20 protein-coding genes are annotated in these 23,464 nt (G+C 69.2%); 13 read left to right on the top strand and 7 right to left on the bottom strand.

Translation table 11 applies throughout. The features are described 5' to 3' along the window. Positions 1 to 323 precede the first annotated feature (323 nt). The 3 genes from NOCYR_RS19075 to NOCYR_RS19065 all read left to right on the top strand — a co-directional run bounded on the left by NOCYR_RS19075 (position 324) and on the right by NOCYR_RS19065 (position 4,343). Positions 324 to 2,072, top strand: coding sequence for an acyl-CoA dehydrogenase (locus tag NOCYR_RS19075; protein WP_014352040.1), 1,749 nt, complete (start codon positions 324 to 326; stop codon positions 2,070 to 2,072). 285 nt (positions 2,073 to 2,357) lie between these two features. After that, on the top strand, positions 2,358 to 3,605 hold the full coding sequence (locus NOCYR_RS19070; RefSeq protein WP_014352039.1) for a cytochrome P450: 1,248 nt from the start codon (positions 2,358 to 2,360) through the stop codon (positions 3,603 to 3,605). 378 nt (positions 3,606 to 3,983) lie between these two features. Further along, positions 3,984 to 4,343, top strand: coding sequence for a DUF4254 domain-containing protein (locus NOCYR_RS19065; RefSeq protein WP_014352038.1), 360 nt, complete (start codon positions 3,984 to 3,986; stop codon positions 4,341 to 4,343). 101 nt (positions 4,344 to 4,444) lie between these two features. Here NOCYR_RS19065 and NOCYR_RS19060 read toward each other — a convergent pair whose 3' ends face one another. From NOCYR_RS19060 to NOCYR_RS19035, 6 genes are all read right to left on the bottom strand, one after another. Continuing rightward, on the bottom strand, positions 4,445 to 5,242 hold the full coding sequence (locus tag NOCYR_RS19060) for an ABC transporter permease (RefSeq protein WP_014352037.1): 798 nt from the start codon (positions 5,240 to 5,242) through the stop codon (positions 4,445 to 4,447). Positions 5,243 to 5,244: 2 nt separating this feature from the next. Beyond that, entirely contained in the window at positions 5,245 to 6,141 is an 897-nt protein-coding gene (locus NOCYR_RS19055; RefSeq protein WP_014352036.1) for a 2-aminoethylphosphonate ABC transporter permease subunit, read from the bottom strand. Between the two features lie 211 nt (positions 6,142 to 6,352). Continuing rightward, entirely contained in the window at positions 6,353 to 7,528 is a 1,176-nt protein-coding gene (locus tag NOCYR_RS19050) for an ABC transporter ATP-binding protein (protein ID WP_014352035.1), read from the bottom strand. A 28-nt stretch (positions 7,529 to 7,556) separates the two neighbouring features. Then, a complete protein-coding gene (locus NOCYR_RS19045) occupies positions 7,557 to 8,630 on the bottom strand; it encodes a 2-aminoethylphosphonate ABC transporter substrate-binding protein (protein WP_014352034.1) in 1,074 nt (357 codons plus the stop codon). Between the two features lie 59 nt (positions 8,631 to 8,689). Then, positions 8,690 to 9,370, bottom strand: coding sequence for a phosphonatase-like hydrolase (locus NOCYR_RS19040; protein WP_014352033.1), 681 nt, complete (start codon positions 9,368 to 9,370; stop codon positions 8,690 to 8,692). Positions 9,371 to 9,378: 8 nt separating this feature from the next. Beyond that, on the bottom strand, positions 9,379 to 10,506 hold the full coding sequence (locus tag NOCYR_RS19035; protein WP_014352032.1) for a TIGR03364 family FAD-dependent oxidoreductase: 1,128 nt from the start codon (positions 10,504 to 10,506) through the stop codon (positions 9,379 to 9,381). A gap of 156 nt (positions 10,507 to 10,662) precedes the next feature. On the opposite strand from NOCYR_RS19035, the gene NOCYR_RS19030 reads away from it, so the two are divergent. The 4 genes from NOCYR_RS19030 (at position 10,663) to NOCYR_RS19015 (ending at position 14,710) form a co-directional block, all read left to right on the top strand. Then, on the top strand, positions 10,663 to 11,364 hold the full coding sequence (locus NOCYR_RS19030; protein WP_014352031.1) for a GntR family transcriptional regulator: 702 nt from the start codon (positions 10,663 to 10,665) through the stop codon (positions 11,362 to 11,364). 63 nt (positions 11,365 to 11,427) lie between these two features. Beyond that, positions 11,428 to 12,291: a type I methionyl aminopeptidase gene (gene map / locus NOCYR_RS19025; protein WP_014352030.1), complete on the top strand. Its 864-nt coding sequence runs from the start codon at positions 11,428 to 11,430 to the stop codon at positions 12,289 to 12,291. 88 nt (positions 12,292 to 12,379) lie between these two features. Further along, positions 12,380 to 14,041 carry a cobyric acid synthase gene (locus tag NOCYR_RS19020; RefSeq protein ID WP_014352029.1) on the top strand — a complete coding sequence of 554 codons (1,662 nt, stop codon included), beginning with the start codon at positions 12,380 to 12,382 and terminating at the stop codon, positions 14,039 to 14,041. A 105-nt stretch (positions 14,042 to 14,146) separates the two neighbouring features. Further along, positions 14,147 to 14,710: a hypothetical protein gene (locus NOCYR_RS19015; protein ID WP_048833526.1), complete on the top strand. Its 564-nt coding sequence runs from the start codon at positions 14,147 to 14,149 to the stop codon at positions 14,708 to 14,710. On the opposite strand, the gene NOCYR_RS19010 is transcribed toward NOCYR_RS19015, so the two are convergent. Then, positions 14,690 to 15,757 carry an alpha/beta hydrolase gene (locus NOCYR_RS19010; protein ID WP_048834299.1) on the bottom strand — a complete coding sequence of 356 codons (1,068 nt, stop codon included), beginning with the start codon at positions 15,755 to 15,757 and terminating at the stop codon, positions 14,690 to 14,692. The genes NOCYR_RS19015 and NOCYR_RS19010 overlap by 21 nt on opposite strands. A 286-nt stretch (positions 15,758 to 16,043) precedes the next feature. On the opposite strand from NOCYR_RS19010, the gene mqo reads away from it, so the two are divergent. From mqo to NOCYR_RS31025, 6 genes are all read left to right on the top strand, one after another. Beyond that, positions 16,044 to 17,567: a malate dehydrogenase (quinone) gene (gene mqo, locus NOCYR_RS19005; protein WP_014352026.1), complete on the top strand. Its 1,524-nt coding sequence runs from the start codon at positions 16,044 to 16,046 to the stop codon at positions 17,565 to 17,567. An 18-nt stretch (positions 17,568 to 17,585) separates the two neighbouring features. Beyond that, positions 17,586 to 18,035, top strand: coding sequence for a GNAT family N-acetyltransferase (locus tag NOCYR_RS19000; RefSeq protein WP_014352025.1), 450 nt, complete (start codon positions 17,586 to 17,588; stop codon positions 18,033 to 18,035). A 390-nt stretch (positions 18,036 to 18,425) separates the two neighbouring features. Continuing rightward, a complete protein-coding gene (locus NOCYR_RS18995) occupies positions 18,426 to 20,354 on the top strand; it encodes a magnesium chelatase subunit D family protein (RefSeq protein ID WP_048834298.1) in 1,929 nt (642 codons plus the stop codon). Between the two features lie 48 nt (positions 20,355 to 20,402). Next, positions 20,403 to 21,017 carry a cob(I)yrinic acid a,c-diamide adenosyltransferase gene (gene cobO, locus NOCYR_RS18990; RefSeq protein ID WP_014352023.1) on the top strand — a complete coding sequence of 205 codons (615 nt, stop codon included), beginning with the start codon at positions 20,403 to 20,405 and terminating at the stop codon, positions 21,015 to 21,017. A gap of 190 nt (positions 21,018 to 21,207) precedes the next feature. Next, positions 21,208 to 22,761 (top strand): cobyrinate a,c-diamide synthase, encoded by a 1,554-nt coding sequence (locus NOCYR_RS18985; protein ID WP_048833525.1) that lies wholly within the window; start codon positions 21,208 to 21,210, stop codon positions 22,759 to 22,761. After that, positions 22,739 to 23,464 carry a cobalamin biosynthesis protein gene (locus NOCYR_RS31025; RefSeq protein ID WP_419538270.1) on the top strand — a complete coding sequence of 242 codons (726 nt, stop codon included), beginning with the start codon at positions 22,739 to 22,741 and terminating at the stop codon, positions 23,462 to 23,464. The genes NOCYR_RS18985 and NOCYR_RS31025 overlap by 23 nt, the downstream gene beginning before the upstream one ends.

The following is a 23,464-nucleotide window of genomic DNA, read 5'->3' as shown; positions in this document are numbered from 1 at the left end:
CGCCAGGTTGCCGTGATCGTTGTACCGGTCGAGCAGAACACACACATCACGAAGTCGGAGGGCGAGGCCGTCGAGCCGGAGCCTCCGGACGGAGCGAATACGCGCGGTGTCATAGTCGGGTTCGGAGTAGCCCGACGGTGTTGTGGTGCAACGGCTTCTGTGAAGCGCCGCACTACGACCTCATGCGCCGGCACGGCTTGGGGGTGGGCAGCGTAGTCGGCCTTCATCGGTGAAATCACCTGAGGCTTGTGGTCCATTGATCTATCGATGTGAGCCCGCGCGATCGTTTCGATTTCTCAATTGTGTTTCGAAAGGGATGGACAATGGCACGCACAGCGCTGGCCGAGCTTATTCGGCATGGCAACCCGGAGATTCATCAACTGTTGCAGGAGATTCTGAGCAACCCGGACTTCGCGGTCACGGAGCAGCAGAGCCAGGAGCAGCGCCGCCTCAACGCTTACGACCAGTTGCGGTACCTGGTCGGCAAGCTCGGCAGCTCCAAGGCCATCGCAACCGACCTGCCATCCCTGTTCGCAGTGTTCGACTGGTCCGCGGTACTGGCGACCGACCTGATCCCGCTGATCTCAGGGCATTACAACCTGGCCTCGGGAAGTCTGGCCACGCTGACCGATGCCGAATCCGCGGCACCGTATCTTCAGGACCTGGATGACGCTTCCAGCATCGGAGTCATGCTACTCACCGAGTACGGGTGCGGCTCCAACATCGGATTCATGGAGACCACGGCGACCTGGGACGGTGACGGGTTCGTCATCAATACCCCGCACCCGCGTGCGCGAAAGTTCATGCCCAGCGTCGGTATCCCGGTATCGCGGGTATGCGTCGTCGGCGCGCGCTATATCGACGGGGCAGGTGTCGACCAGGGCGTGCACCTGTTCACCGCGCGACTGCGTGATGCGAACGGCGACCCGGCCCCTGGCGTATCGATCACCCAGCTCGACCATCAGCCGCTGGTCATCATGGACAACTCGATCATCAGCTTCGACAATCTGCGCGTCGAACGCAGTGCCTGGCTGAGCAATGATCTGGCCACCATCGACGACAACGGTGTGCTGACCTGGCGCGACGAGAAGAGCCAGAAGCGGGCCTTCCCTTCGGCGATCAGCCAGCTGACCGTCGGCCGGATGGCGTTGTCGTCCTGCCTGAACGCCACCGCTCGCTCGGCGCTCTACATCGCCCTCAGCTACGCCGGCAAGCGAGTAGTGCCGATGACAGCGGTCGATCGGCCGCTCATGTTCGACCTCCCGCACGTGCGCGACACCTTGCTCACCGACCTGGCGGGCACGGTCGCGCGGACGATCTACGGCAACGAGATCAAGACCTTCCTCGCGGGCAGCGATCTCACCGATCGCGACACCGTGGTGACGGTGATGCTGGCCAAGTACTTCATCCAGCCACATGCGCTGGCCACGGTCACCCACTCGCGCATCAAGATGGGTGCCCAGGGCATGTTCAGCGCCAACCGGGTCGCCGACTACCTCGGCGTCTGCCATGCCGCCATCACCGGTGAGGGCGATTGCCACGTCCTCGGTTCCGTCGGTGGACGCGTGCTGGCCAAGCAGCTGGCCGGTTCGCCGCCGGCCGAGCCGCGGTTGCACGATCCCGCCGACCAGCAGGACCGCGCCCGCCTGCTCAACGCACGCACGCTCACGATCGCGCAAGAGGCGCAGCCGCAGCTGAACAATCCGGGGCTGGAGAACCGGTTGGCGGTGATTCCGGACGCGCTGGCGGTCGCCGACGCGCATTGTGCCGAACAGGCCATGCGCATGCTCGACACCCATGCCGAACATCCCGAGATCGCCGCCGTGCGCGATGTGTTCGCGCTGCAATACCTCGATGAGCATTCGACGTGGTACCTCACTCACGGCCTGCTCGATCTCGACGGTGTCAAAGCCCTGCAGCGCCTGCTCGGCCAGGCGATCGACAACCTGGCGACCCACACGCCCGCGCTGCTGGACTCGTTCGGCTTCGATGACGAGATCCTCGGTGCGCCGGTACTTGCCCAGGACCTGGTGTCCGCGTGGGACCACCGCTGCGAGGAGGTCCGCCGCTGAATTCGCGGCAACGTCGCATCCAGCGCGCCTGTGTCCACCGGACCAGGCGCGCTGGACGCCGTTAAAGCAGGTTCGGCGCCGGCCGACTGCAGCGATCGATGACGGCAACACCGTGCCGCGGTGTGGGTGGCCGGAGTACGGTACACAAAGTCCGGCGATGTGTGGCCGACACACGAACCTCGCCGACAGAAAGCTGTTGGCGGGGAACGACTTAGCTACCTCAGGAGGTTAGCTCGGTCTCGCCACGAGTACTATGCTGCCCGGAATCGATGTCAAGGAGACCACGTGCATACGCAGCCCACGCAGGGTGCTGGCGCCGACTCATTTTCGCCGATCGAGGGCATCGGCCCCCGGATCCCGATCTACACCGAGAACTTCGCGGCCGACCCGCACGGTGCCTACCGCCAGATGCGCCGGGACTACGGACCGCTGGTGCCGATCGAGATGTGGCCGGGGGTACCGGCGACCTTGGTGACCAAATACCGCACCGCGGTGCGTATTCTCAACGACCCCGAACATTTCCCTGCCGACCCGCGAGCCTGGCAGAAGACGGTGCCCGGCGACATGCCGATCCTGCCGATGGTCGAATGGCGCCCGAACGCGATTCGCACCAGTGGCGCGGAGCACGCGCGCTACCGCGGCGCGATGAACGACGCCTTGGCCGGGATCGACCTGAACATTCTGCGGACCATGGTGGAGAAGTCCGCCATCCCCATCACCAACACGTTCTGCCGGGACGGCAACGCCGATGTGCTGGGTCAGTACGCACTCCCGTTGGTCTTCTCGATCCTGTGCCAGGTTCTGGGCTGCCCGCAGGACATCGGTGAGCAGGTCGCGGCGGCCAGCGCGGCGATGTTCGACGGTGTGGACACCGAGACGGTCAACGCCCAGATGGGCGGCGCCTTGCTCGAGCTGACCGCGCTGAAGCGGGCGCACCCAGGCGACGACGTCACAACGCGGCTGGTCCAGCATCCCGCCGGGTTGTCGGACGAGGAAATGGTCCATCAGTTGGTGCTGCTGTTCGCGGCGGGTGTCGAACCGCCGGTGAATCTCATCGCCAACACCCTCGTGATGATGCTGAGCGATCCCCGCTTCACCAGCAATGATCACAGCCTTCCCTTGTCGACCAGGAGCGCGCTCGATGAGATGCTCGCGGTCGACCCGCCCATGGCGAACTATTGCATCACCTATCCGCGTCAGCCGATTCTGATCGAGAAGGTCTGGTTGCCGGCCAATCAACCGGTGATCATCAGCATGGCCGCCTGCAATAACGACCCGGACATCAATACCGGTGAGTTCGCAGGCAACGGCTGGAATCTGGCCTTCAGCTCCGGCCCGCATGCCTGCCCCGCGCATGCCCGGCCGTTCTCCTATCTGCTCGCCGAGGACGCCATCGACCAACTACTGGACGTCCTGCCGGAGCTGACGCTCGCGGTCCCCAAGCATGAACTTGTATGGCGGCCTGGGCCGTTCCACCGCGCGCTGACTTCGCTGCCGGTGGTATTCCCGCCGTCGCCGCCGCTGACTCTCTGACCGCCGCGCTCTGTTCAGGGCCCTGATCAGTCCCTGTCGGTCGGCTCGACCGTGTAGCCGGGCCGCCCCACGGGGGCTGCTTCGGCGTGCCTGTGGGACATCACATCAACGTACCGTCCGGTACGCAGAAAGTAGTTCGCAATATTGCGTTCTGGACTCTTGTGTTCTTGCATCGGTAAGTGCAAAATCCACGTAGCCTTGTTGTGAGCAAGCGATCCGATCCGGATAACCGAACAGAGAGCCAATCATGTTGGTACAAAGTGTGATGGTGTCGGGTGAGTTCGGGGTGTGGGGATGAGCGCGCCGACGGTGGGGGTTCTGCCGACAGCGCCGCAATTGTTGTGTGCCTTCCAGGGGCGGCGGTTCCAGGACCGCGAAATGCTGCGCTCGGCGCATGCGCTGGTCGAACTGCACGAGCGCCGCGCCCAACTGCGAGATACCGCGTTGGTGGCCGAAATAGACTGTCGGCGAACCGAACTCGTCGATGACATCAACGAGTGGATCACCCAGGAGGTGCCACAGCATCGCAATGGCGCCGCCCTGCACACCGAGAGCCTCGGTGCGGTGATCGATCGGATGGCGCGCAGCTGGGTCAATGCCAATCAAGCCATTGATATCAACGGTGCGCGCAGCGACAACACGCACAAGCACTGGTATCACCTGGCCGAACTGGTCGACGGCTACACTGATCTGATCGCCGAGGTCACCGGCGGTCGGCGCCGGCTGCCGGAACAGTAGCGGCGCCCCGGCGTTCAGCCCTCTCGACAGCGGCGGAGTGGATCTCGCACACGATCGGCCGGTGGAGTTCCGAACGTACTCCACCGGCCGTTGTGATCGGTTCAGCGCAGCGCCGCGCGGCCCTTGATGCGTCCGAGCAGGATGAGCGCCACCAGGGTGACCAGCACGAGCACGGTGGTGCCGGCCGCGGCGTCGAAGACCTCGCCGCGGTCGGTGAGCGCGAAGATGCTGACCGGCAGCGTCTTCCAGGTCGCCGGATACACCATGATGGTGGCGCCCAGCTCGCCCATGGACAGGGCCACGGCCAGGCCGGCGGCGGCGCCGAGGGCGGGCAGCAGCAGCGGCAGCGTCACCTGGCACAGCACCCGGACCGGGCCCGCACCCAGCGACTCGGCCGCCTGCCGATACGCCGGGTCGAGCCGGTCCAGGGCCGCGGACACCGCGCTGAACGCATACGCCAGCACCAGCACCGAGTGGGCCACGATGACAATCCATTTGGTGCCGCCCAGCAGCAGCGGCTGCTCGTTGAACGCGATCAGCACGCCGAGGCCGATCGCCACCGAGGGCACCGCCACCGGCAGATGGAACACCGCGTCGGTCAGCCGCCGCCACCACTGCGGCGCTTCCCGGCCCGCCAGCGCCGCCCAGGTGCCGAGCACCAGCGATACCGCACCGGCCAGCATCGCCGTCTGCACACTCACCGACAGGCTGGCCAATTGCTCACCCGACAGCGCCCGTTCGAGATTGCCGGCACCCAGATCCGACGGCAGCGGCCCGGTCCAACTACCGGCCAACGCCGCCGCCACCACGGTGGCGATGGGTGCGGCGAAAACCACCAGCACCACCACTGCGAATACCGCGAGTACCACCGCGCGTCCGCGGCCGGTCCACACCAGCATGCTCAGCGCTCCTTCCGGGACGGGCCGGTGACCTTGGCGAACAGCAGCCGGTAACCGAGATACAAGGTCAGTGACAGCGCGACCTGGACGGTGGCCAGCACCGCCGCACCGGGCAGATCGAAGGTGACGATGCCGCGGGTGTAAATCAGCGCGGGCAGCGTGATCACACCCTTGGCGCCGGTGAACAGCACGATGCCGAATTCGTTGAGCGTCAACAGCAGGACCAGGCTGCCACCCGCCGCGAGCGCGGGCCAGGCCTCGGGCAACACCACTTGACGAAGTACCCGCCACGGGCTCGCGCCCAGGCTCGCGGCGACATCGAGTTGCTCACGGGGTAGTTGGGCGAAGGCGGCCAGCAGCGGCCGCACCACGAACGGGGTGAAGAAGGTGATCTCGGCCAGGATCACCCCGGTCGGTGTGGTCAGGAAGTCCAGTGCCGGTCCGTCACGGCCGGTGATGCGGGCGATGAGCGCGTTGACCGCGCCCGCCGTGCCGTACAGGAAGGTGAACGCGAGCGTGATCAGGAACGACGGCAGGGTCAGCACCGTGTCGATCAGCCGGCCCACCACGTTCGCGCCGGGGAACGGGACGAACGCCAGCACGATCGCCAGGAAGGTGCCGACCACCAGGCACCCCGCCGTCGAGCAGACCGCGATGGATACCGTGCGCCACAACGCGTCCCGGAACGCCGCGGAAGCGAGGACCTGCGACCAGGTTTCGGTGCCGCGACCGTACGGGGTGACCGTCGATTCGGTCAGCACCCGCAGGATCGGGTAGACCGCGATGACCAGTACCACCAGCATCGGCGGCAGGCCCCAGAGAATCGGCCGCAGGTTCGGCCGCGACGACGGAGCCGGAGCGGGCACGGCGGCCGGAGGATCGAGGACCGGGGTGCTCATCGGGCTCGCCTCGTTCCCAGCGCCGAAAACAGCGGGCGTTGTGACACGTCCGGCGAACCGGCGACGGTATCCGGCGTCGCCAGGCCGTTCGAGTTCTCCGCACCCGATTCCCAGACCTCAGGTGAGTCCGGTCGGGTCCACGGTGCACTGCCCGTCGCTCCCAGGGTGCGGATCGGAAGTTCGGGTGGCGGTGCTGGATTCGACGATGTCGTCATGACCGGCTCCCGCTGTCCAGGGGCGGCGGGATGAGGACGCCGGCCGGGTCGGGCAGCACGACACCGACGACGGCGCCGGCTTCGGTCTCCAGATGCCCGGCGACATCGGCGGTGAGCTCGCCCGGCAGCCCGTCGACGGTCAACTTCACCCGGGTCGACGCGCCGCGCCAGACCGCGCTGAGCACGGTCGCGCGCCGCGCGTCACGCTCGGAGGTCGCGGCAATGCGCACGGTATGCGGCCGAATGCACAGCAGCGCGGCCGAATCCGGGCCCCAGGCCGGTCGACCGACGCCGGGTTCCGGCGCCTGCGCGCGCAGGGTCGCCGTGCCCGCGGTGACCAGCGCGCTGCCGCCGGATACCCGGTTGACGGTGCACGGCAGCAGGTTGGCGCCGCCGAGGAATGCGGCGGTGAAGTCCGACGGCGGGCGCTGCCACAGGTTGGCCGCGGTGTCGATATCGACCAGCCGCGCATCGCGCATCACCGCGATGCGGTCGGCCAGCGCCAGCGCCTCGGTCTGATCATGGGTGACATACAGCATCGCCGTGTCCGGTAGCGCCTGCCGAAGCTGTTGCAGCTCACCGAGCATGGATTGCCGCAGTTGCGCGTCGAGCGCGGCCAGCGGTTCGTCCAGCAGCAGCACCGGCGGCCGGATGGCCAGCGCCCGGGCGATGGCCACCCGCTGCTGCTGACCACCCGACAGCTCGCGCGGCAGCCGTTTCGCATAGCCGGCCATGCCGACCATCTCCAGGGCTTCGGCCACGCGGGCGTCGATCTCCCGGCGCGGAACCCGATGCGCCTTCAAGCCGAAGGCCACATTGCCGTGCACCGTCATATGCGGGAACAGCGCGTAGGACTGCACCACCACACCGATCCCGCGCTTGGCCGGCGACAATCCGGTGACCTCGCGCCCGGCCAGCCGCACCGTGCCCGAGGTCGGCCGGACGAATCCGGCCAGCGCCTTGAGCGCGGTCGACTTGCCGGAGCCGCTCGGCCCGAGCAGCGCGACGGTCTCGCCCGCCGCCACCCGCAGCGAGAAATCGGTCAGGGCGACGGTCGCGGTGCGGCCGCGGCCGTAACTGACGCCCACCCGGTCGAACACGATCGCGGGTTCGCCTGCACTGGCGCCGGCCTTCGTGGTGGTTGTGGTCGTGAGCGCGTCACCGGTGGGCATGCTCGGCTCCTGTCCTCGTCGGCGGCTGTCAGCTGCCGGTGGCCCGCTGGTAGGCGGCGATATCGCTGTCCAGCTCGGTCAGCACCGTGTTCCAATCGACCGGGACCACCTCGACGCCGGCCAGCAGGCTGCTCGGCGAGGGTTCGGTACCGGTTGGCGCATCCCGCAATTCGGCACGTGCGGGCACGGCGAACGCCTCCGCCGCCAAGGTCTGCTGTGCCGGTGCGGACAGCAGGAACTCCATCAGCTGCTTGGCCTCGGCCTGGTGCGGTGCGGTCTTGGAGAGCCCCATGACATAGGGGACGGCGACCGTGGAGCGCTTTCCGTCGGCGGTGGCGGGGAAGAAGATGGAGAACTTCGAACCCTTGTCGGCGATGGTGGCCAGGTTCATCTGGATATCGCCGTTGGCGATGAGCAGCTCGGCCTTGTCGACCTTGGCCTGGAGTTTGCCGGTCGACGACGACGGCCCGACGTTGTTGGCCTGCAACTTCGCCAGGTAGTCGAGCGCGCCCTGCTTGCCGAGCAACTGCTGCAACAGGATCAGCACGGCGGTGCCGTCACCGGCCTGGCCGGGCGTCGAATACTGGAGCTTGCCCTTGAACTCCGGCTTCAGCAGGCCGTCCCAGGTCAGGCCCGAGGTATCGACCGAGGGGTTGGCGATGAAGCACAGGTAGTTCTCGGCGAGGGTGACGTACTGGCCGTCGGGGTCCTTGTCGGCGTCCGGCACCGCGCTGGTGTCGATGCCGCTGTCGGCGAGCAGGCCCGCACTCTTGGCCTTCTGGATGAACGGCGGCAGCGTCACCAGCACATCGGCCTGCGGGTTGTTCTGCTCCATATCGACGCGGTTGACCACCTCGCCGGAGCCGGCCTCGACCAGATTCACCGCGATGCCGGTCTGTTCGGTGAACTCGGCGAACCGCTTGCCGTACCAATTGGCCATGCCGTCGGCGGAGTAGACGGTGACCGACTTGCCGCCGGTGGCCTCGGCCCCGGTACCACCGCAGGCCGCGGTGAAGGCCACGCCGGTGGCGGCGGCGACCAGCAGTGCGGTCCGGGACAGGGTGCGTGCCAGGCGTCGGCCCGGTGTGTTCGAAGTACGCACGATGACTGCAACTTTCGTTCGGGAAGCGAGTGAGGAGTCGAAGGGACGGGACAGGCGGATCAGTTCAGGATCAGCTCGGCGAACTCACCGACCGACGCCACCACGTGGGTGGCGCCTGCGGCGCGCAGGGCGTCGGCGTCATGGGCGCCGGTGAGCGTGCCCGCGACGATCCGGGCGCCCGCGGCCAGGCCGGTGGCGATATCGCTGGTGGTGTCGCCGAGCACGGCCACCCGGTCCACGGCGTCGGCGCCGAGCCGCAGCAGGGCGGTGAGCACTAGATCGGGGTAGGGGCGGCCGCGACCGGCGTCCGAGGGCGCCAGCGTCAGATCGGCCAGGTCATGCCAGCCCAGCGCGTCGAGCAGCCGGTCCTGGGTGGTCCGGCTGAATCCGGTGGTGAGGGCGACCTTGACACCGGCCCCGCGCAAGGACCGGATGGCTTCGACGGCACCGGGAATCGGGGCGATATCGGAGTCGGCGATCAGGGCGTCGTAGGCGGATTCGAAGGCACGGTTGGCCTCGTGCGCTTTGTCCTCGTCGCCGAGCAGGGCACGGAAGACCGCGATCTTGGATTGCCCCATGGTGTCGAGCACGTAGCTGCGGGCGCGGTCGCGATCGGGGCCGTCGGCGGGGATGCCCGCGGCGGTGGCGGCCTCCTCGAAGGCGCGCAGGACAAGTCCGCCGTCGGCGACGGTGGTGCCGGCCATATCGAGGACGGCGAGCTGAATGGTGGTGTCGGGCATCGTGGTCCTCACAGGTTCAGCAGGTCGGCGGTGGCTTCGCCGAGCGCGGGTCCGAGGGTCATGCCGCGCCCGCCGGGCCCGGTCACCACCCAGATGTGCTCGTCGGCGCGGGCGCGGGTGACGATCGCGGCGGGGTCGACGCTCTGGCTGTACACCCCGGCCCAGCGGCGCACGATCGGCGGCAGCTTGCGGCCGAGCAGCTCCTCGGTGACGGCGGTGAGGTGCTCGTAGGGCGCCTCGTCCACGTCGAAGGGGAACGGTTCGGTGTATTCGTGGGTATCGCCGATGGTCAGGCCGCCGTGCAGGCGCTGCACACACAGCAGCTGCATCTTGTGCTCGGCGGCGGTGGCGGTCTGGGACTGCTCGCGTTCGAGCGCCTCGACCTCGGGACCGGCGAAACCGGGGTAGTAGCGGAAGCTGTCGCCGTCGGCGATCGCGGTGGTGAGCGGTTCGCCCAGCGGCGCGGTCTGCATCATCTGCAGCCGCACCCGGCGCACCGGCAGCTCACCGGCGAGATCCCGGGTCAGGCCGGTGTGCGCGGCGCCGGCGCAGACGAGCACGAGATCGGCGTCGAAGGTGCGGCCCTGGTCGTCGCGCACGATGGCGCCGCCGGCGGTGTTCTGGACGGTCCTCGCCTCGGTGGATGCGTGGAAGGTGTAGCGGCCCGAGGCTTCCATGTAGGCGCGCAGCGCAGGTAGTGCCTGGCGCGACTCCACCGCGGCGTCGGCCGAACAATGCAGTCCGGCAAGGAACTTGCCGCGCAGCGCGGGATTGAGCGCGCGCACCTGCTCGGGCTCGAGCAGCTCGAAACCGCGCTGCTCGGCGGTCGGTCCCGCGGCGGCAGCCTCGGCCACGGCGAGTTCGGCGGAAGTGCGGACCAAGGTCAGCGACCCGGCGGGCCGGAATCCGACGCCGGGGACCCGGCCGCCGATCTCTTCCCACAGTTGCCGCGACATCAGCGTCAGCTCGAGCTCCGCTTCCGAGCGCCCGGATACCCAGACCAGGCCGAAGTTGCGTACTGTGGCGCCGCGAGCCTCGGGTTCGCGCTCCAGCTGCACGACCTCGTGACCGCGGCCGATCGCGGCCAGGGCGTGCGCGGTGCCGAGGATGCCGCCGCCGATGATGACCAATCGCATGAACCCATCGTGCACATTGGTCTAGACCGATGGGTGTGGGACGAGCGAACGCTGGGTTAACAATTGGTATAGACCAATTGCGGGTACGCTGAGGGCATGGACACGACGGATGTGGCGGGGGCGCAAACCCTGTGGCCCAAGGCTTTTCCGGGGACGATGCCGAAGGTGGTCGGCAAGGCCTACCAGGTACGCACCGAGATCGAGCGAATCCTCGACGACCTGACCGAAGGCGATCCGGTGCCCTCCGAACGCGAACTCGCCACCCGGTTCGAGGTCGCCCGCGAGACGGTGCGCCAGGCCCTGCGCGACCTGCTGGTGGAGGGCCGCATTCGCCGGCAGGGGCGGGGCACGGTGGTGTCGCGGCCGAAGATGGTGCAGCCGCTGGCCTTGCAGTCCTATACCGAGGCGGCACTGAGCCTGGGACGAGTGCCCGGCCGGCTGGTGGTCGGCTGGGAGGACGTGCCCGCCGACGCCGATACCGCCCGCGACCTCGGCCTCGAGCCCGGCACCCCGGTGATGCACCTGGAACGGGTGCTGCTGGCCGACGGTGAACGCATCGGCCTGGAGAGCACCTACCTGCCGCTGGACCGCTTCTCCGGCCTGCGCGGCAGCTACGACCCGACCACCTCGCTGTACGCCGCCATCCGCGCCTCCGGAGTGGAATTCGCCGCCGCCACCGAGCGCATCGAAACCGTGCCCGCCTCCCCGCGCCAGGCGGCCCTGCTCGACTGCAGCACCGCGCTGCCGCTGATCCTGCTCAGCCGGCGCAGCGTCGACGACGCGGGTGAACCCATCGAGCGGGTGCGGTCGCTGTATCGCGGTGATCGCATCGCGTTCGAGGCCCGGTTGAGCCGGTAGCCGTGCTCCGGCGAACTCCCGGCGACGTGGGCGCCCCACTGTGGGCACCGCTAGTCTGTTGCCATGTCCGTGCGCACCCGTCAGCCGCTAGTTCCCGGTACGCAATCGCCGATCCGGGAGGTTCCGCGCGCCATCGAGCGCCCGGAATACGCGTGGAAGAAGACCGTCAACGAAGGCCACGAGCCGTGGGTGCAAACGCCGGAGACGATCGAGAAGATGCGGGTGGCCGGCCGGATCGCGGCGCGGGCGCTGGAAGAAGCCGGTAAGGCCGTCGCGCCCGGCGTCACCACCGACGAACTGGACCGGATCGTGCACGAGTACCTGTGCGATCACGGCGCCTACCCCTCCACCCTCGGCTACAAGGGCTTCCCGAAGTCCTGCTGCACCTCGCTGAACGAGGTCATCTGCCACGGCATCCCGGACTCGACCGTCATCGAGGACGGCGACATCGTCAATATCGACGTCACCGCCTACATCGACGGCGTGCACGGCGACACCAATAAGACCTACCTCGCCGGCGATGTCGACGAGGAGGTGCGGCTGCTGGTGGAGCGCACCGAAGAGGCCACCATGCGCGCCATCAAGGCGGTCCGGCCCGGGCGCGCGCTCAACGTCATCGGCCGCGTCATCGAGTCCTACGCCAACCGCTTCGGCTACGGCGTGGTCCGCGATTTCACCGGTCACGGCGTGGGCCCCACCTTCCACAGCGGCCTGGTGATCCTGCATTACGACCAGCCCGCGGTGGATTCGGTGATCGAGCCGGGCATGACCTTCACCATCGAGCCGATGATCAACCTCGGCGGCATCGACTACGAGATCTGGGACGACGGCTGGACCGTGGTCACCAAGGACCGCAAGTGGACCGCGCAGTTCGAGCACACCCTCGTCGTCACCGAGACCGGCGCGGAAATCCTGACGTTGCCGTGAGTCCGGCGGTCGGTGCCCGTCCCGCTGGGCGCGGATCCGGCTCGGCCGTCCGTGCGGAGACCCCTGCCCGAGCGTGCGCGGGTCGCGCATGAAGGGCGCGCTGCTGGTCGCGGGCACGACCTCCGATGCGGGCAAGAGCGTGCTGGTGGCCGGTATCTGCCGGATGCTGGCCCGGCGCGGGGTGCGGGTGGCGCCGTTCAAGGCGCAGAACATGTCCAACAACTCCGTGGTCACCCTCGACGGCGGCGAGATCGGGCGCGCGCAGGCCCTGCAAGCGCGGGCCTGCGGGCTCGAGCCGAGCGTGCGGTTCAATCCAGTGCTGCTCAAACCGGGCAGTGACCGGCGCTCGCAACTGGTGGTGCGCGGGCGAGCCGTCGACACGGTGGGCGCGGGGGACTATTTCCGGCATCGGCAGTGGCTACGCGGCGTCGTCGCCGACGAACTGGCCGCGCTACGAGCCGATTTCGATGTGGTGATCTGCGAGGGCGCCGGGTCGCCCGCCGAAATCAACCTGCGCGCCACCGATCTGGCGAATATGGGGTTGGCTCGCGCGGCCGAGTTACCGGTGCTGGTGGTCGGCGATATCGATCGCGGTGGGGTGCTGGCGCATCTGTTCGGCACGCTGGCCGTCCTGGAACCGGAAGACCAGCAACTGATCTGCGGGTTCGTGATCAACAAGTTCCGCGGTGACGTCGAACTGCTGCGGCCGGGTCTCGACCAGCTCACCGCGCTCACCGGCCGCCCGACGCTCGGCGTCATCCCCTACAGCGAGCAGCTGTGGATCGACGCCGAGGACTCACTCGGCACCGTCGCCGACGCCCCGGTCGGTCGCCCGCACCCGCCCGTCGGCAGCGAATGGCTGACCGTCGCCGCCATCCGGTTGCCGCGCATCTCCAACTCCACCGATGTGGAGGCCCTGGCCTGCGAACCGGGTGTGTCGGTGCGCTGGGTGAGCGAACCGTCGCGATTGACCGGCGCCGATCTGGTGGTGCTGCCGGGCAGCAAAGCGACCGTCGACGATCTGCGCTGGCTGCGCCGCACCGGATTGGCCGATGCGCTGCGCGACCGGGCCGCGACGGGCGGGCCGATCCTGGGGATCTGCGGGGGCTATCAGATGCTCGGCAGGCGCATTGTGGACGAGGTGGAGTCGGGGGCCGGAACGGTCGAGGGGCTCGGGCTACTCGATCTCGAGGTCGAGTTCGGCGAACCGAAGGTGCTGCGGCAGGTAGTCGGCACGTCGGTGCCGGGCGGGATCGCGATGCACGGCTACGAAATCCATCACGGGCGCGTTCGGCGCAACGGCGAACAGCACTGGCTGCGGCTGCTGCCGGAGCAGGGTCGCGGGCCGCTGCCGGAGCAGCCCGGCGAGCCTGCGCCGAGCAACGCGCGAACATCGGAATCCAGCACCGCCGACGGCGGGTCCGGCGCCGACGGACTGCGGCCGACGCCACCAGAAGGCAGTGTCCGCGACGCGATCTGGGGCACCCACGTGCACGGACTGATGGAATCCGACGACTTCCGCCGCGCCTGGCTCACCGAGGTCGCCACCCGCGCCGGGCGCACCGGATTCCGGGTGGCGGCCGACACCTCGGTCGCGGACGTGCGCCTCGCGCAGCTCGATCTGCTCGCCGACCTCGTCGAGAACAACCTCGACCTCGCGGCGATCGAAGGCTTGATCGCGACCGGCGCGCCGACGGACCTGCCGACCGTCGAGGCAACCAAGGTCGACCCGGTGCGCCTCATACCCTGAACGCACGGGTACCCGCGTCGCGTTCGAATCCCGAATTTTGCCCGGACCAGCGGTTTCGGCCGACAACTCCCTACGGTTCGCGGCCGCGGTGTAGCGTCGTTCGGCATGAAGTCTCGGCGGATTGCGGTCGGCGACCGGGAATGGACGGTACGGGTCGACGGCCCGGAAACTCAGCACAGCGTCTTGCTGTTGCCGGATGCGGGGGACCCGCCGGAGGTCTTCGACCGGGTCTGCGCGCGCCTGCACAATTCCGATCTGCGCACCATCGCGGTGGAGACGGTGGATCGGCTCGACACCACCGGCGTCTACGCCATCCTCGACGAGCTGGGCGTGCCCTGGGTGAACGTCGCCGGGCGCGGGGCAGGTGCCAGCGTGGCCTGGCAGGTGTGTGCGACTGGATTCGGCCGTTTCATCAGCCTGGTCGTGGCCGACCGCGGCCATCCCGCGGTCCCCGACGCCGACGGCGCGGTGCTCGATCCGGACTGCCGGGCGGTGGAACTGCCCACCACCGTGCTGGTCACCAAATCGCTGCCGCGCTCGGTGGCCGATTCCTCCGGCCGCTACGTCTACGGCGAATACCGCGTGGTCGCCCTCGACGTCGACAATGTCGCCCTCGAGGCCGACCACGAACTGGCCACCGAGATCGTGCTACGCACCAGCCTCTGGTGAACCGGCCAGCGAGCGCCGGTAGTTCGCCAGCCAGTCCAGCCAGGCATCCAGCTCCTCGAACGCCTTGGCCAGCGGCTGCGCCGAGGACAGGAACACATCGTGGCGCGCGCCGTCGATCGGCACGATCGAGGTGCGATCACCCAGGCAGCCGGCCCAGCGCTGGATCTGTCGGACATCGAGCACGGCGTCGGCCACATCGACGGCAGGACCGTACTTGCGGGCGAACTTCGTCAGCCGCGACCGCAGCAGCAGCGACGGCACCCCGATATCGAGCCCGGCGTGCAGCTGCGCGTGCCCGCGCCGGATGGCCCGCAGCCAGCCGAAGCGCACCGGGAATCCGTGCAGCGGCTTCCAGTCGAGGTTGTAGTCCCATTCGCCGGAGGCGGTATGGTGCAGGCTGGCGCCGTAGGCGTCGGTCTTGGCCAGCGGCAGCTCGTCGCGGGAGCGGAACCGGCCGAGCGCGTGAATGATCGGGGTGCCCACCGTGCGGTAGTAGGACGGGCCCTGCAGATCGAACCAGGGACTGTTCAGCACCAGCCCGGTGATCCCCGCGGCGGCGGTACCGCGGGTGCGGTTCAACCGGTCCAGCCACAGCGGCAGCACCAGCCCACCGGTGGAGTGCGCCACCAGCAGCACGTCCTTGCCCGTCTCGGCGCGGATGATGCGCAGCGCCTCGTCCAGTTCGGCGTCGTAGAGCGCCAGATCGCTCACATAGTGCGGTGTCTGCCCCTCGCGCAGTGAGCGCCCGCATTTGCGCAGGTCGAGGGCGTAGAACTGGTGCCCGCGGTCGGCGAAATGCTCGGCCAGGTGCTGCTGGAAGAAGTAGTCGGTGAAACCGTGCACGTAGAGCACCGCGCTCTCGGTGCTCGCCGCGGCATCGCCACCGGCGGGCACGTGGCGCACCAGGGTGGCGACCGCACGGCCCTCACCGTCGGGATCGGCGCCGAAGTCGAGCGTGCGCTGCTCGTAATCGGCGCCGAGGATGTCGGGCTGCCAATCGGCGGTCCGGGTGGTGGTGGCGGAGTCGACCGAGGTCTCGTGAGTCACCACCTCAATCTAAGCGACACCCCTGCCGCAGGCGAGACGCCCGTCCGCGGAACGGGCGCAGCGACGCGCCGGGAGGAATCTTTGTCACATTCGGCAGGTTCGTTGCTGGTCTGCGCGGTGGTGAGGTGCACAATTGGCGGTAGGTGAACGACGGGTAACCTACATCCCGCCGACGCCCGTGTCGGTGACGACACGGGATTTCGTTACAACCGCATAGTGCCCGTGCCCAGGCGGAGCCACCGCAGCCGGTGGGACCGCGCACAAGGACAAGGAAGTCGATCTACCCGTGCCGAACGCTGCCCTGACTGAAAAGACCGATGTAGTACTCATCGGTGCCGGCATCATGAGCGCCACCCTGGGTGCGCTGCTTCGTCAGTTGCAGCCGGACTGGTCGATCTCGGTGTTCGAGCGCCTCGACGCCGCCGCTGCCGAGAGCAGCGACCCGTGGAACAACGCCGGCACCGGCCACTCGGCCCTGTGTGAGCTCAACTACAGCCCGCAGAAGCCCGACGGCTCGGTCGACGTGAGCAAGGCCGTCGACATCAACGAGCGTTTCCAGGTCTCGCGCCAGTTCTGGGCCTACGCCGTGGAGAACGGTGTGCTCGGCGATCCGTCCCGGTTCATCAACCCGATCCCGCACGTCAGCTTCACCCACGGCGCCGACGATGTGCAGTACCTGCGCAAGCGCTACGAGGCACTGGCCCCGCATCCGCTGTTCGCGGGCATGGAGTTCATCGACAGCCCCGACGAGTTCTCCCGCCGCCTGCCGCTGATGGCGCGCGGGCGCGATTTCTCCGAGCCGGTCGCGCTGAACTGGACCGACGCAGGCACCGATATCGACTTCGGCTCGCTGACCAAGCAGCTGCTGGCCTACATCGGCTCCACCGGCGCCGATATCGCCTTCGGCCACGAGGTGCGCGACCTCAGCAAGCAGTCCGATGGCACCTGGCGGGTCAAGGTCCGCAACCTGCGCACCGGCAAGGTCCGCACCCTGGTGTCGAAGTTCGTCTTCGTCGGCGCCGGCGGTGGCGCGCTGCCGCTGCTGCAGAAGTCGGGCATCAAGGAGATCAAGGGCTTCGCCGGCTTCCCGGTCAGCGGCCAGTTCCTGCGCTGCACCAACCCCGAGCTGATCGCCCGCCACGACGCCAAGGTCTATGGCAAGGCCGCCGTCGGTGCCCCGCCGATGTCGGTGCCGCACCTGGACACCCGCGTCATCAACGGCAAGCCGGGCCTGCTGTTCGGCCCGTACGCCGGCTGGACCCCGATGTTCCTCAAGGACGGTAAGTACACCGACCTGTTCAAGTCGATCCGCCCGGGCAATATCGCCCCCATGCTCGGCGTCGGCGTCACCGAGATGGGCCTGGTCAAGTACCTGGTGTCGGAGCTGCTCAAGTCCGAGGCCGGCAAGGTCTACACCATGGAGGAGTTCATCCCCCGCGCCGACGGTAACGACTGGGAGATCATCACCGCCGGTCAGCGTGTGCAGATCATCCGCCGCAAGGGCATCGGCGGCGTGCTCGAGCTCGGCACCGCCGTGATCGCGGCCCAGGACGGCACCATCGCCGGTCTGCTCGGTGCCTCGCCGGGCGCCTCGACCTGCGTCACCGCCATGCTCGATGTGCTCCAGCGCTGCTTCCCCCGCGAATACGCCGACTGGACCCCGAAGCTGAAGGAAATGGTGCCCTCGCTCGGGGTGAAGCTGTCGGAGAACCAGGCGCTGTTCCAGGAGGTCTGGGACTGGACCACCAAGGCCCTGCAACTGGATTCCGCCGCCACGCCGCGGACCGTGGGGGTCGCGCCGACGGCGTAGGTGTGATAGCAAGACGCGATGATGTCAACGGTTGCTCTCAAACGGTCATGGGCGCAGGATCTCGATACCGCCACCCTGTACCAGCTGTTGAAACTTCGCGTCGAAGTGTTTGTCGTAGAACAGAAATGCGCGTACCCGGAGCTGGACGGACTCGACCTGCTCCCGGAAACGCGCCATTTCTGGCTCGACGACGAGGGTGAGGTCATCGCGACCCTGCGGCTGCTCGAAGAGCACCACGACGGCGTGAAGTCCTTCCGCATCGGACGCCTGTGCACCGCGGTCCCCGCCCGCGGGCACGGCTACACCACCCGGCTGTTGCAGGCCGCGCTGGCCGAAGTGGGTTCGGACACCGTACGCATCAATGCGCAGACCTACCTGATCGACCTGTACAGCAAGCACGGGTTCGAGGTCGACGGTGAAGAGTTCGTCGAGGACGGGGTGCCGCACGTGCCGATGCGCAAGGGGTAGGCGCGCGGTTCGTATCGGCCGGATCCAGTTGATTCCGGCTCGGGCTCGGCCGGGTCCCGGATCGCCGGGCACATGCTGGCGTGGGTCTCCGAGGCCGGTGGGTCGGCTACCGGCAGCGCGTGCCGCCGAGGCTCGGTGTCAGCGGCGGGGTCTTGCTCCGCCGCTGGCATGCCGCGCCGGCGGGTAGTCGAACCCGAGGTGGCCAGCTGTCCCGCGACCGGGAGCGCGTCCGGAGGTGCTGGCGGCCCGGAGGTCGGCGTCGGGCCGCCGGGCCGATCCGCTTAGAGTCGATGTGTGTCCGTGTCGCATGTCGAAACCGCAGAGTCGTCCGCACCTCGCTCGCCGGGCGGGACCGGTGCCGGTGACGAGTCCGGCTTCCCGTTCTCCGCGGTGGTCGGGCAGGAGCGGCTGCAACTGGCGCTGATCCTGTGCGCGGTGCACCCCGGTATCGGCGGGGTGCTGGTGCGCGGGGAGAAGGGCACCGCCAAATCGACGGTGGTGCGCGCGCTGGCGCAGCTGCTGCCGCCGGTCGTGGATGAGACCGGCGCGCGCCCGGCCCGGCTGGTGGAACTGCCGGTTGGCGCCACCGAGGACCGGGTGGTCGGCTCCCTCGATCTGGAGCGTGTGCTGCGCGACGGTGAGCAGGCCTTCCGCCCCGGCCTGCTGGCGGCCGCCCATCACGGCGTGCTCTACGTCGACGAGGTGAACCTGCTGCACGACCACCTGGTGGACGTACTGCTCGACGCCGCCGCCATGGGGCGCGTGCATATCGAACGCGACGGCGTCTCGCATTCGCATCCGGCGCGCTTCGTGCTGGTCGGCACCATGAACCCGGAAGAGGGCGAACTGCGGCCGCAGCTGCTGGACCGCTTCGGCCTCACCGTCGACGTGGCCGCTTCCCGCGACGTCGACGTGCGGATGGCCGTGGTGCGCCGGCGCCTGGACTACGAGGCCGACCCGTCCGGCTTCGCCGCCCGCTACGCCGCCGCCGACCGCGAGGTCGCCGAACGCATTCTCACCGCCCGGGACCGGCTGCCCGAGGTCGCGCTCGACGATGTGGAGCTGCGCCGGATCGCGGCGCTGTGCGCGGCCTTCGACGTGGACGGGATGCGCGCGGACCTGGTGGTCGCGCGCACCGCCACCGCGCACGCCGCCTGGCGCGGCAGCGAGACCGTCACCGAGGACGATGTGCGGGTCGCTGCCGAACTCGCGCTGCCGCACCGGCGTCGGCGTGACCCGTTCGACGAGCCGGGGATCAGCGAGGACCAGCTCGACGAGGCCATGCGTGAGGCGGCCGAAGAAGCCGATCGGACGCCGGACCCTTCACCCGAACCCGAGGCCGGCAACGACGGTTCCGCCGACCATGCTCCCGATTCCGATCCGGCCGACGGACCCGACGACGATCCCGATGGTCCGCCGGATCCCTCTGGCGGCGGCCAGGATTCGCCGAACGGCCGCGAGGGTGGGCAGGCGAAGGAAAGCCGCACCGGCACCCCGGCGACGACGTCCGCGAAACCACCGCGCTGGGAGGTGCCCGGCGTCGGCGAAGGTGCCCCGGGACGTCGCTCGCGCGCACAGACCAGGCAGGGCCGCATGGTCCGTCCGGATACCGACACCACCGGTGGGCTGCATCTGCTCGGTACCGTATTCGCCGCCGCGCCGCATCAGCATGCGCGCGGCCGGGCGAGCGGGCCGCTGAAATTGGCGTCGGAGGATCTGCGGGGCGCCTATCGCGAAGGGCGCGAAGGCAATCTGGTGGTCTTCGTGGTCGATGCCTCCGGGTCCATGGCGGCACGCGATCGGCTCTCGGCGGTCACCGGCGCGGTGGTCGCGCTGCTGCGCGATGCGTATCAGCGGCGGGACAAGGTCGCGGTGATCACCGTGCGCGGCGCCGAGGCGGAGCTGGTGCTGCCGCCGACGTCATCGGTCGATATCGCGGTGCGGCGGCTGGCCGGAATGCGGACCGGGGGGAAGACCCCGCTCGCCACCGGCCTGCTGAAGGCGCGCGAGGTGGTGCTTCGGGAGCGGGTTCGCGATCCGCGCCGTCGCCCGATGCTGGTGCTGCTCACCGACGGTCGCGCCACCGGCGGCACCGACCCGGTGATCCGCGCCCGCGCCGCGGCGCGGTTGCTCGCGGCGGAGGCGGTGACGGCGATGGTCGTCGACTGTGAACGCGGCATGATCCGGCTGGGGCTCGCCGCCGAGCTGGCACGGGAACTGCGTGGTGAGTGTGTGCGGCTGGGTGAGCTGACCGGGGACGCGGTGGCCGGTGTGGTGCGCGAGTCGGCGTGGGGTTCGGGGTCTACCCGGGCGGCGTGAGTCGTCGTCAGGCGGGGCGCGAAACATAGTGATCAGTGAGGAGATTCGATGCCCAAGGGAGTGCCGGAGACGGTGCCGGACGACGGTCTGACCACGCGTCAGCGCCGGAACCAGCCGGTGCTGGCGGTGCACACCGGTCCCGGTAAGGGCAAGTCGACCGCTGCGTTCGGGATGGCATTGCGGGCCTGGAATCAGGGCTTCGACGTGGCGGTGTTCCAGTTCGTGAAGAGCGCCAAATGGAAGGTCGGCGAGGAGGCGGCCTTCCGGACCCTCGGCCGGCTGCACGAGGAGACCGGCGCCGGCGGGGCGGTGGAGTGGCACAAGATGGGCGAGGGCTGGTCCTGGACCCGCAAGCACGGCACCGAAGAAGACCACGCCGCCGCCGCACTGGCCGGCTGGCGCGAAATCGCCCGGCGTCTCGGCGCCGAACAGCATCGCTTCTATGTGCTGGACGAGTTCACCTATCCGCTGAAATGGGGCTGGGTGGACGTGGACGAAGTCGTCGAGACCTTGCGCAACCGCCCCGGCAACCAGCACGTCGTCATCACCGGCCGCGACGCCCCCGCCGCCCTGATCGAGGCGGCCGACCTGGTGACGGAGATGACGAAGATCAAGCACCCGATGGACGCCGGGCGCAAGGGCCAGCGCGGGATCGAATGGTGATCGGGCCGCGGCCGACTCGGCCCCGGGAACCAGAGCCGATGCGGTCTTCGTGCCGGTATCAGGCTCCCGCTGCGGGGGCTGCTGGTTGCGGAACTGGGCCATCGGTCCACGGTCCGGCCGGTGTCGGCGGTCCAAGGGCGCGCAGGAAACTCGTTGGGGCCGAGTTCGCCACCACCTCTCGGGGGGTGCGGTGAGCACTCCGGCTGTTGTGATCGCCGCGCCCGCGTCGGGCAGCGGAAAGACGACCGTGGCGACAGGGCTGGTCGGTGCGCTGCGGCGGGCCGGGCATCGGGTGGCGCCGTTCAAAGTGGGCCCCGATTACATCGACCCGGGGTACCACGGGCTGGCGGCGGGACGGCCGGGGCGCAATCTGGATCCGGTGCTGTGCGGCGCCGAACAGGTGGTGCCGCTGTATCGGCACGGGTCGGCCGGTTGTGATCTGGCGGTGGTCGAGGGTGTGATGGGCCTGTTCGACGGTCGCATCGACGCCGATGACGTCAGCCCCGTCGCTGAAGGCTCCACAGCGCAGGTGGCCGCGATGCTCGGCGCCCCCGTGGTGCTGGTGGTCGACGCCCGGGGCCACAGCCAGAGCCTGGCCGCGCTGCTGCACGGCTTCGCCACCTACGACAGCTCCATCCGTCTCGGCGGGGTGATCCTCAATCGTGTCGGCAGCGAACGCCACGAGCAGGTCCTGCGTGCGGCCTGCGACCGCGTGGGACTGCCCGTGCTTGGCTCGCTGCCGCGCATGGCCGAACTCGAAGTCCCGTCCCGCCATCTCGGGCTGATCCCGGCCGTCGAGCACGGGGCCGCCGCGACCGCCGCGGTGGCCGCCATGACCGATCTCGTCGCGGCCCATGTCGATCTGCGTGCCATTGCCGCGCTCGCGGCGTCCTCCGTGACGGGACCGGCTTGGAGCCCGGAAGCGGCGCTGTCCGCCGGGGTGACACGCGAGTTCAGCCGCGCGCCCCACGGCACCCGTGTGAACGAGCCCGACAGGAGAGCCGGAGCCACCACGGCCGGCTCGCCCAGCGAAGAACGCCCGCTGGTCGCGACGACTGGTGCTGGTCGGCCGACGGCCGCCGAGGATCGGCCGGGGGCGACAACCGGCGCGAGTCCGGTCATCGCGATGGCCGGTGGAGCGGCGTTCACGTTCGGATACGCCGAGCACCGGGAGCTGCTCGTCGCGGCGGGTGCGCGCGTCGAGGTGTTCGACCCGCTGCACGACGAACTTCCGACGGGGACAGCGGGGCTGGTGTTGCCCGGCGGGTTCCCGGAAGAACATGCGGCCGACCTCGCCGCCAACACCCGACTGCTCGACGCGGTGGCGTCAGCGGCCCGTCGCGGCCTGCCGATCCACGCCGAATGCGCGGGCCTGCTGTACCTCACCCGCTCGCTCGACGGTCACGCGATGGCCGGAGTCCTCGACGCCACCGCCGAATTCGGCCCCCGCCTGACCCTCGGCTACCGCGACGCCGTCGCCCTGTCCGACTCCCCGCTGTGGCGGGCAGGTGAACGCGTCCACGGCCACGAATTCCACCGCACCCGCCTGACCAGCACCGGCACCGACGACCCCGCCTGGGGCTGGCACTCCGCAGGCGCCCGCATCCGCGAAGGCGCCATCGTGAACCAGGTCCACGCCTCCTACCTGCACACCCACCCGGCCGGGAATCCAGACTCGGTCCGCCGATTCGTCACCGCCGCGGCCGAATTCGCCCACACCGATGCCGCCACACGATCCGGATAACGAGGTCGGCGGCCGGTTTGTGCCGCCGCATCCGCCGGCGCGGTTGCCGGCACCCGAGCCACGGAGAGCGGTCGGCCACTGGTCGATGGCGCCGCAGACCGAGCCGGTGCAGAGCCCGTCTGGCGCTCCGAGATGCCGGGCGGGCGGCAGACCGCCGAGTCCGCCTATGCCGATTCCGTCTCGTGAACCGCGCAGCCGGGACGATGAGCGGCCGGCGTCGAGTTCTCATGCACACGGGCCGGCACCCCGGCCGAATAGCGCTATCGGCGACGAATCGGTCCCACCGAGTTCGCTCGAGCCAACGCGACTGCCCGGGGCGAGCAGCAGCGACAGTGCGCCCGGGAGGCGAGTCGAGCTGGCGGTCGGTCTGGGGCTGCGTCCGGGAACATCGGCTGAGCGGATCGTCGCCGCGGTGCGAACCATGCTCGGTGAGCAGCCGATCGCCTGCCTCGCCACCGTCGACCGGCGGGCGGCCGAGCCCGGGCTTCGAGCGGCAGCCGCCCAATTCGGTGTCCCCATCTCGTCGTTCACGGCCGCAGAGCTTGCCGCTGTGCCGGTGCCGAATCCGTCTGGACATGCGATGAGTGCGCTGGGCGTCCCGGGTGTGGCCGAGGCGGCGGCGCTGCTGGCAGGAACCGGGGCGCTGGTGTTCAGCCGCCGCGTTGTCGACGGGGTAGTGATCGCTGCCGCCGCTCACCGTTGA

The sequence above is a fragment of the Nocardia cyriacigeorgica GUH-2 genome (assembly GCF_000284035.1).
GTDB lineage: Bacteria > Actinomycetota > Actinomycetes > Mycobacteriales > Mycobacteriaceae > Nocardia > Nocardia cyriacigeorgica_B.
Note: the sequence above shows the minus strand (reverse complement) of the source record. Positions and strands in the feature narration are given on the sequence as shown.

What these genes read in the sequence shown, in the direction of transcription:
- NOCYR_RS19075 (WP_014352040.1), top strand. Translation starts at nt 324, where the DNA reads ATGGCACGCACAGCGCTGGCCGAGCTTATTCGGCATGGCAACCCGGAG.
- NOCYR_RS19065 (WP_014352038.1), top strand. Translation starts at nt 3,984, where the DNA reads ATGCTGCGCTCGGCGCATGCGCTGGTCGAACTGCACGAGCGCCGCGCC.
- NOCYR_RS19060 (WP_014352037.1), bottom strand. Translation starts at nt 5,242, where the DNA reads ATGCTGGTGTGGACCGGCCGCGGACGCGCGGTGGTACTCGCGGTATTC.
- NOCYR_RS19055 (WP_014352036.1), bottom strand. Translation starts at nt 6,141, where the DNA reads ATGAGCACCCCGGTCCTCGATCCTCCGGCCGCCGTGCCCGCTCCGGCT.
- NOCYR_RS19050 (WP_014352035.1), bottom strand. Translation starts at nt 7,528, where the DNA reads ATGCCCACCGGTGACGCGCTCACGACCACAACCACCACGAAGGCCGGC.
- NOCYR_RS19040 (WP_014352033.1), bottom strand. Translation starts at nt 9,370, where the DNA reads ATGCCCGACACCACCATTCAGCTCGCCGTCCTCGATATGGCCGGCACC.
- NOCYR_RS19035 (WP_014352032.1), bottom strand. Translation starts at nt 10,506, where the DNA reads ATGCGATTGGTCATCATCGGCGGCGGCATCCTCGGCACCGCGCACGCC.
- NOCYR_RS19030 (WP_014352031.1), top strand. Translation starts at nt 10,663, where the DNA reads ATGCCGAAGGTGGTCGGCAAGGCCTACCAGGTACGCACCGAGATCGAG.
- map (WP_014352030.1), top strand. Translation starts at nt 11,428, where the DNA reads ATGTCCGTGCGCACCCGTCAGCCGCTAGTTCCCGGTACGCAATCGCCG.
- NOCYR_RS19020 (WP_014352029.1), top strand. Translation starts at nt 12,380, where the DNA reads ATGAAGGGCGCGCTGCTGGTCGCGGGCACGACCTCCGATGCGGGCAAG.
- NOCYR_RS19015 (WP_048833526.1), top strand. Translation starts at nt 14,147, where the DNA reads ATGAAGTCTCGGCGGATTGCGGTCGGCGACCGGGAATGGACGGTACGG.
- NOCYR_RS19000 (WP_014352025.1), top strand. Translation starts at nt 17,586, where the DNA reads ATGATGTCAACGGTTGCTCTCAAACGGTCATGGGCGCAGGATCTCGAT.
- cobO (WP_014352023.1), top strand. Translation starts at nt 20,403, where the DNA reads ATGCCCAAGGGAGTGCCGGAGACGGTGCCGGACGACGGTCTGACCACG.
- NOCYR_RS31025 (WP_419538270.1), top strand. Translation starts at nt 22,739, where the DNA reads ATGCCGCCACACGATCCGGATAACGAGGTCGGCGGCCGGTTTGTGCCG.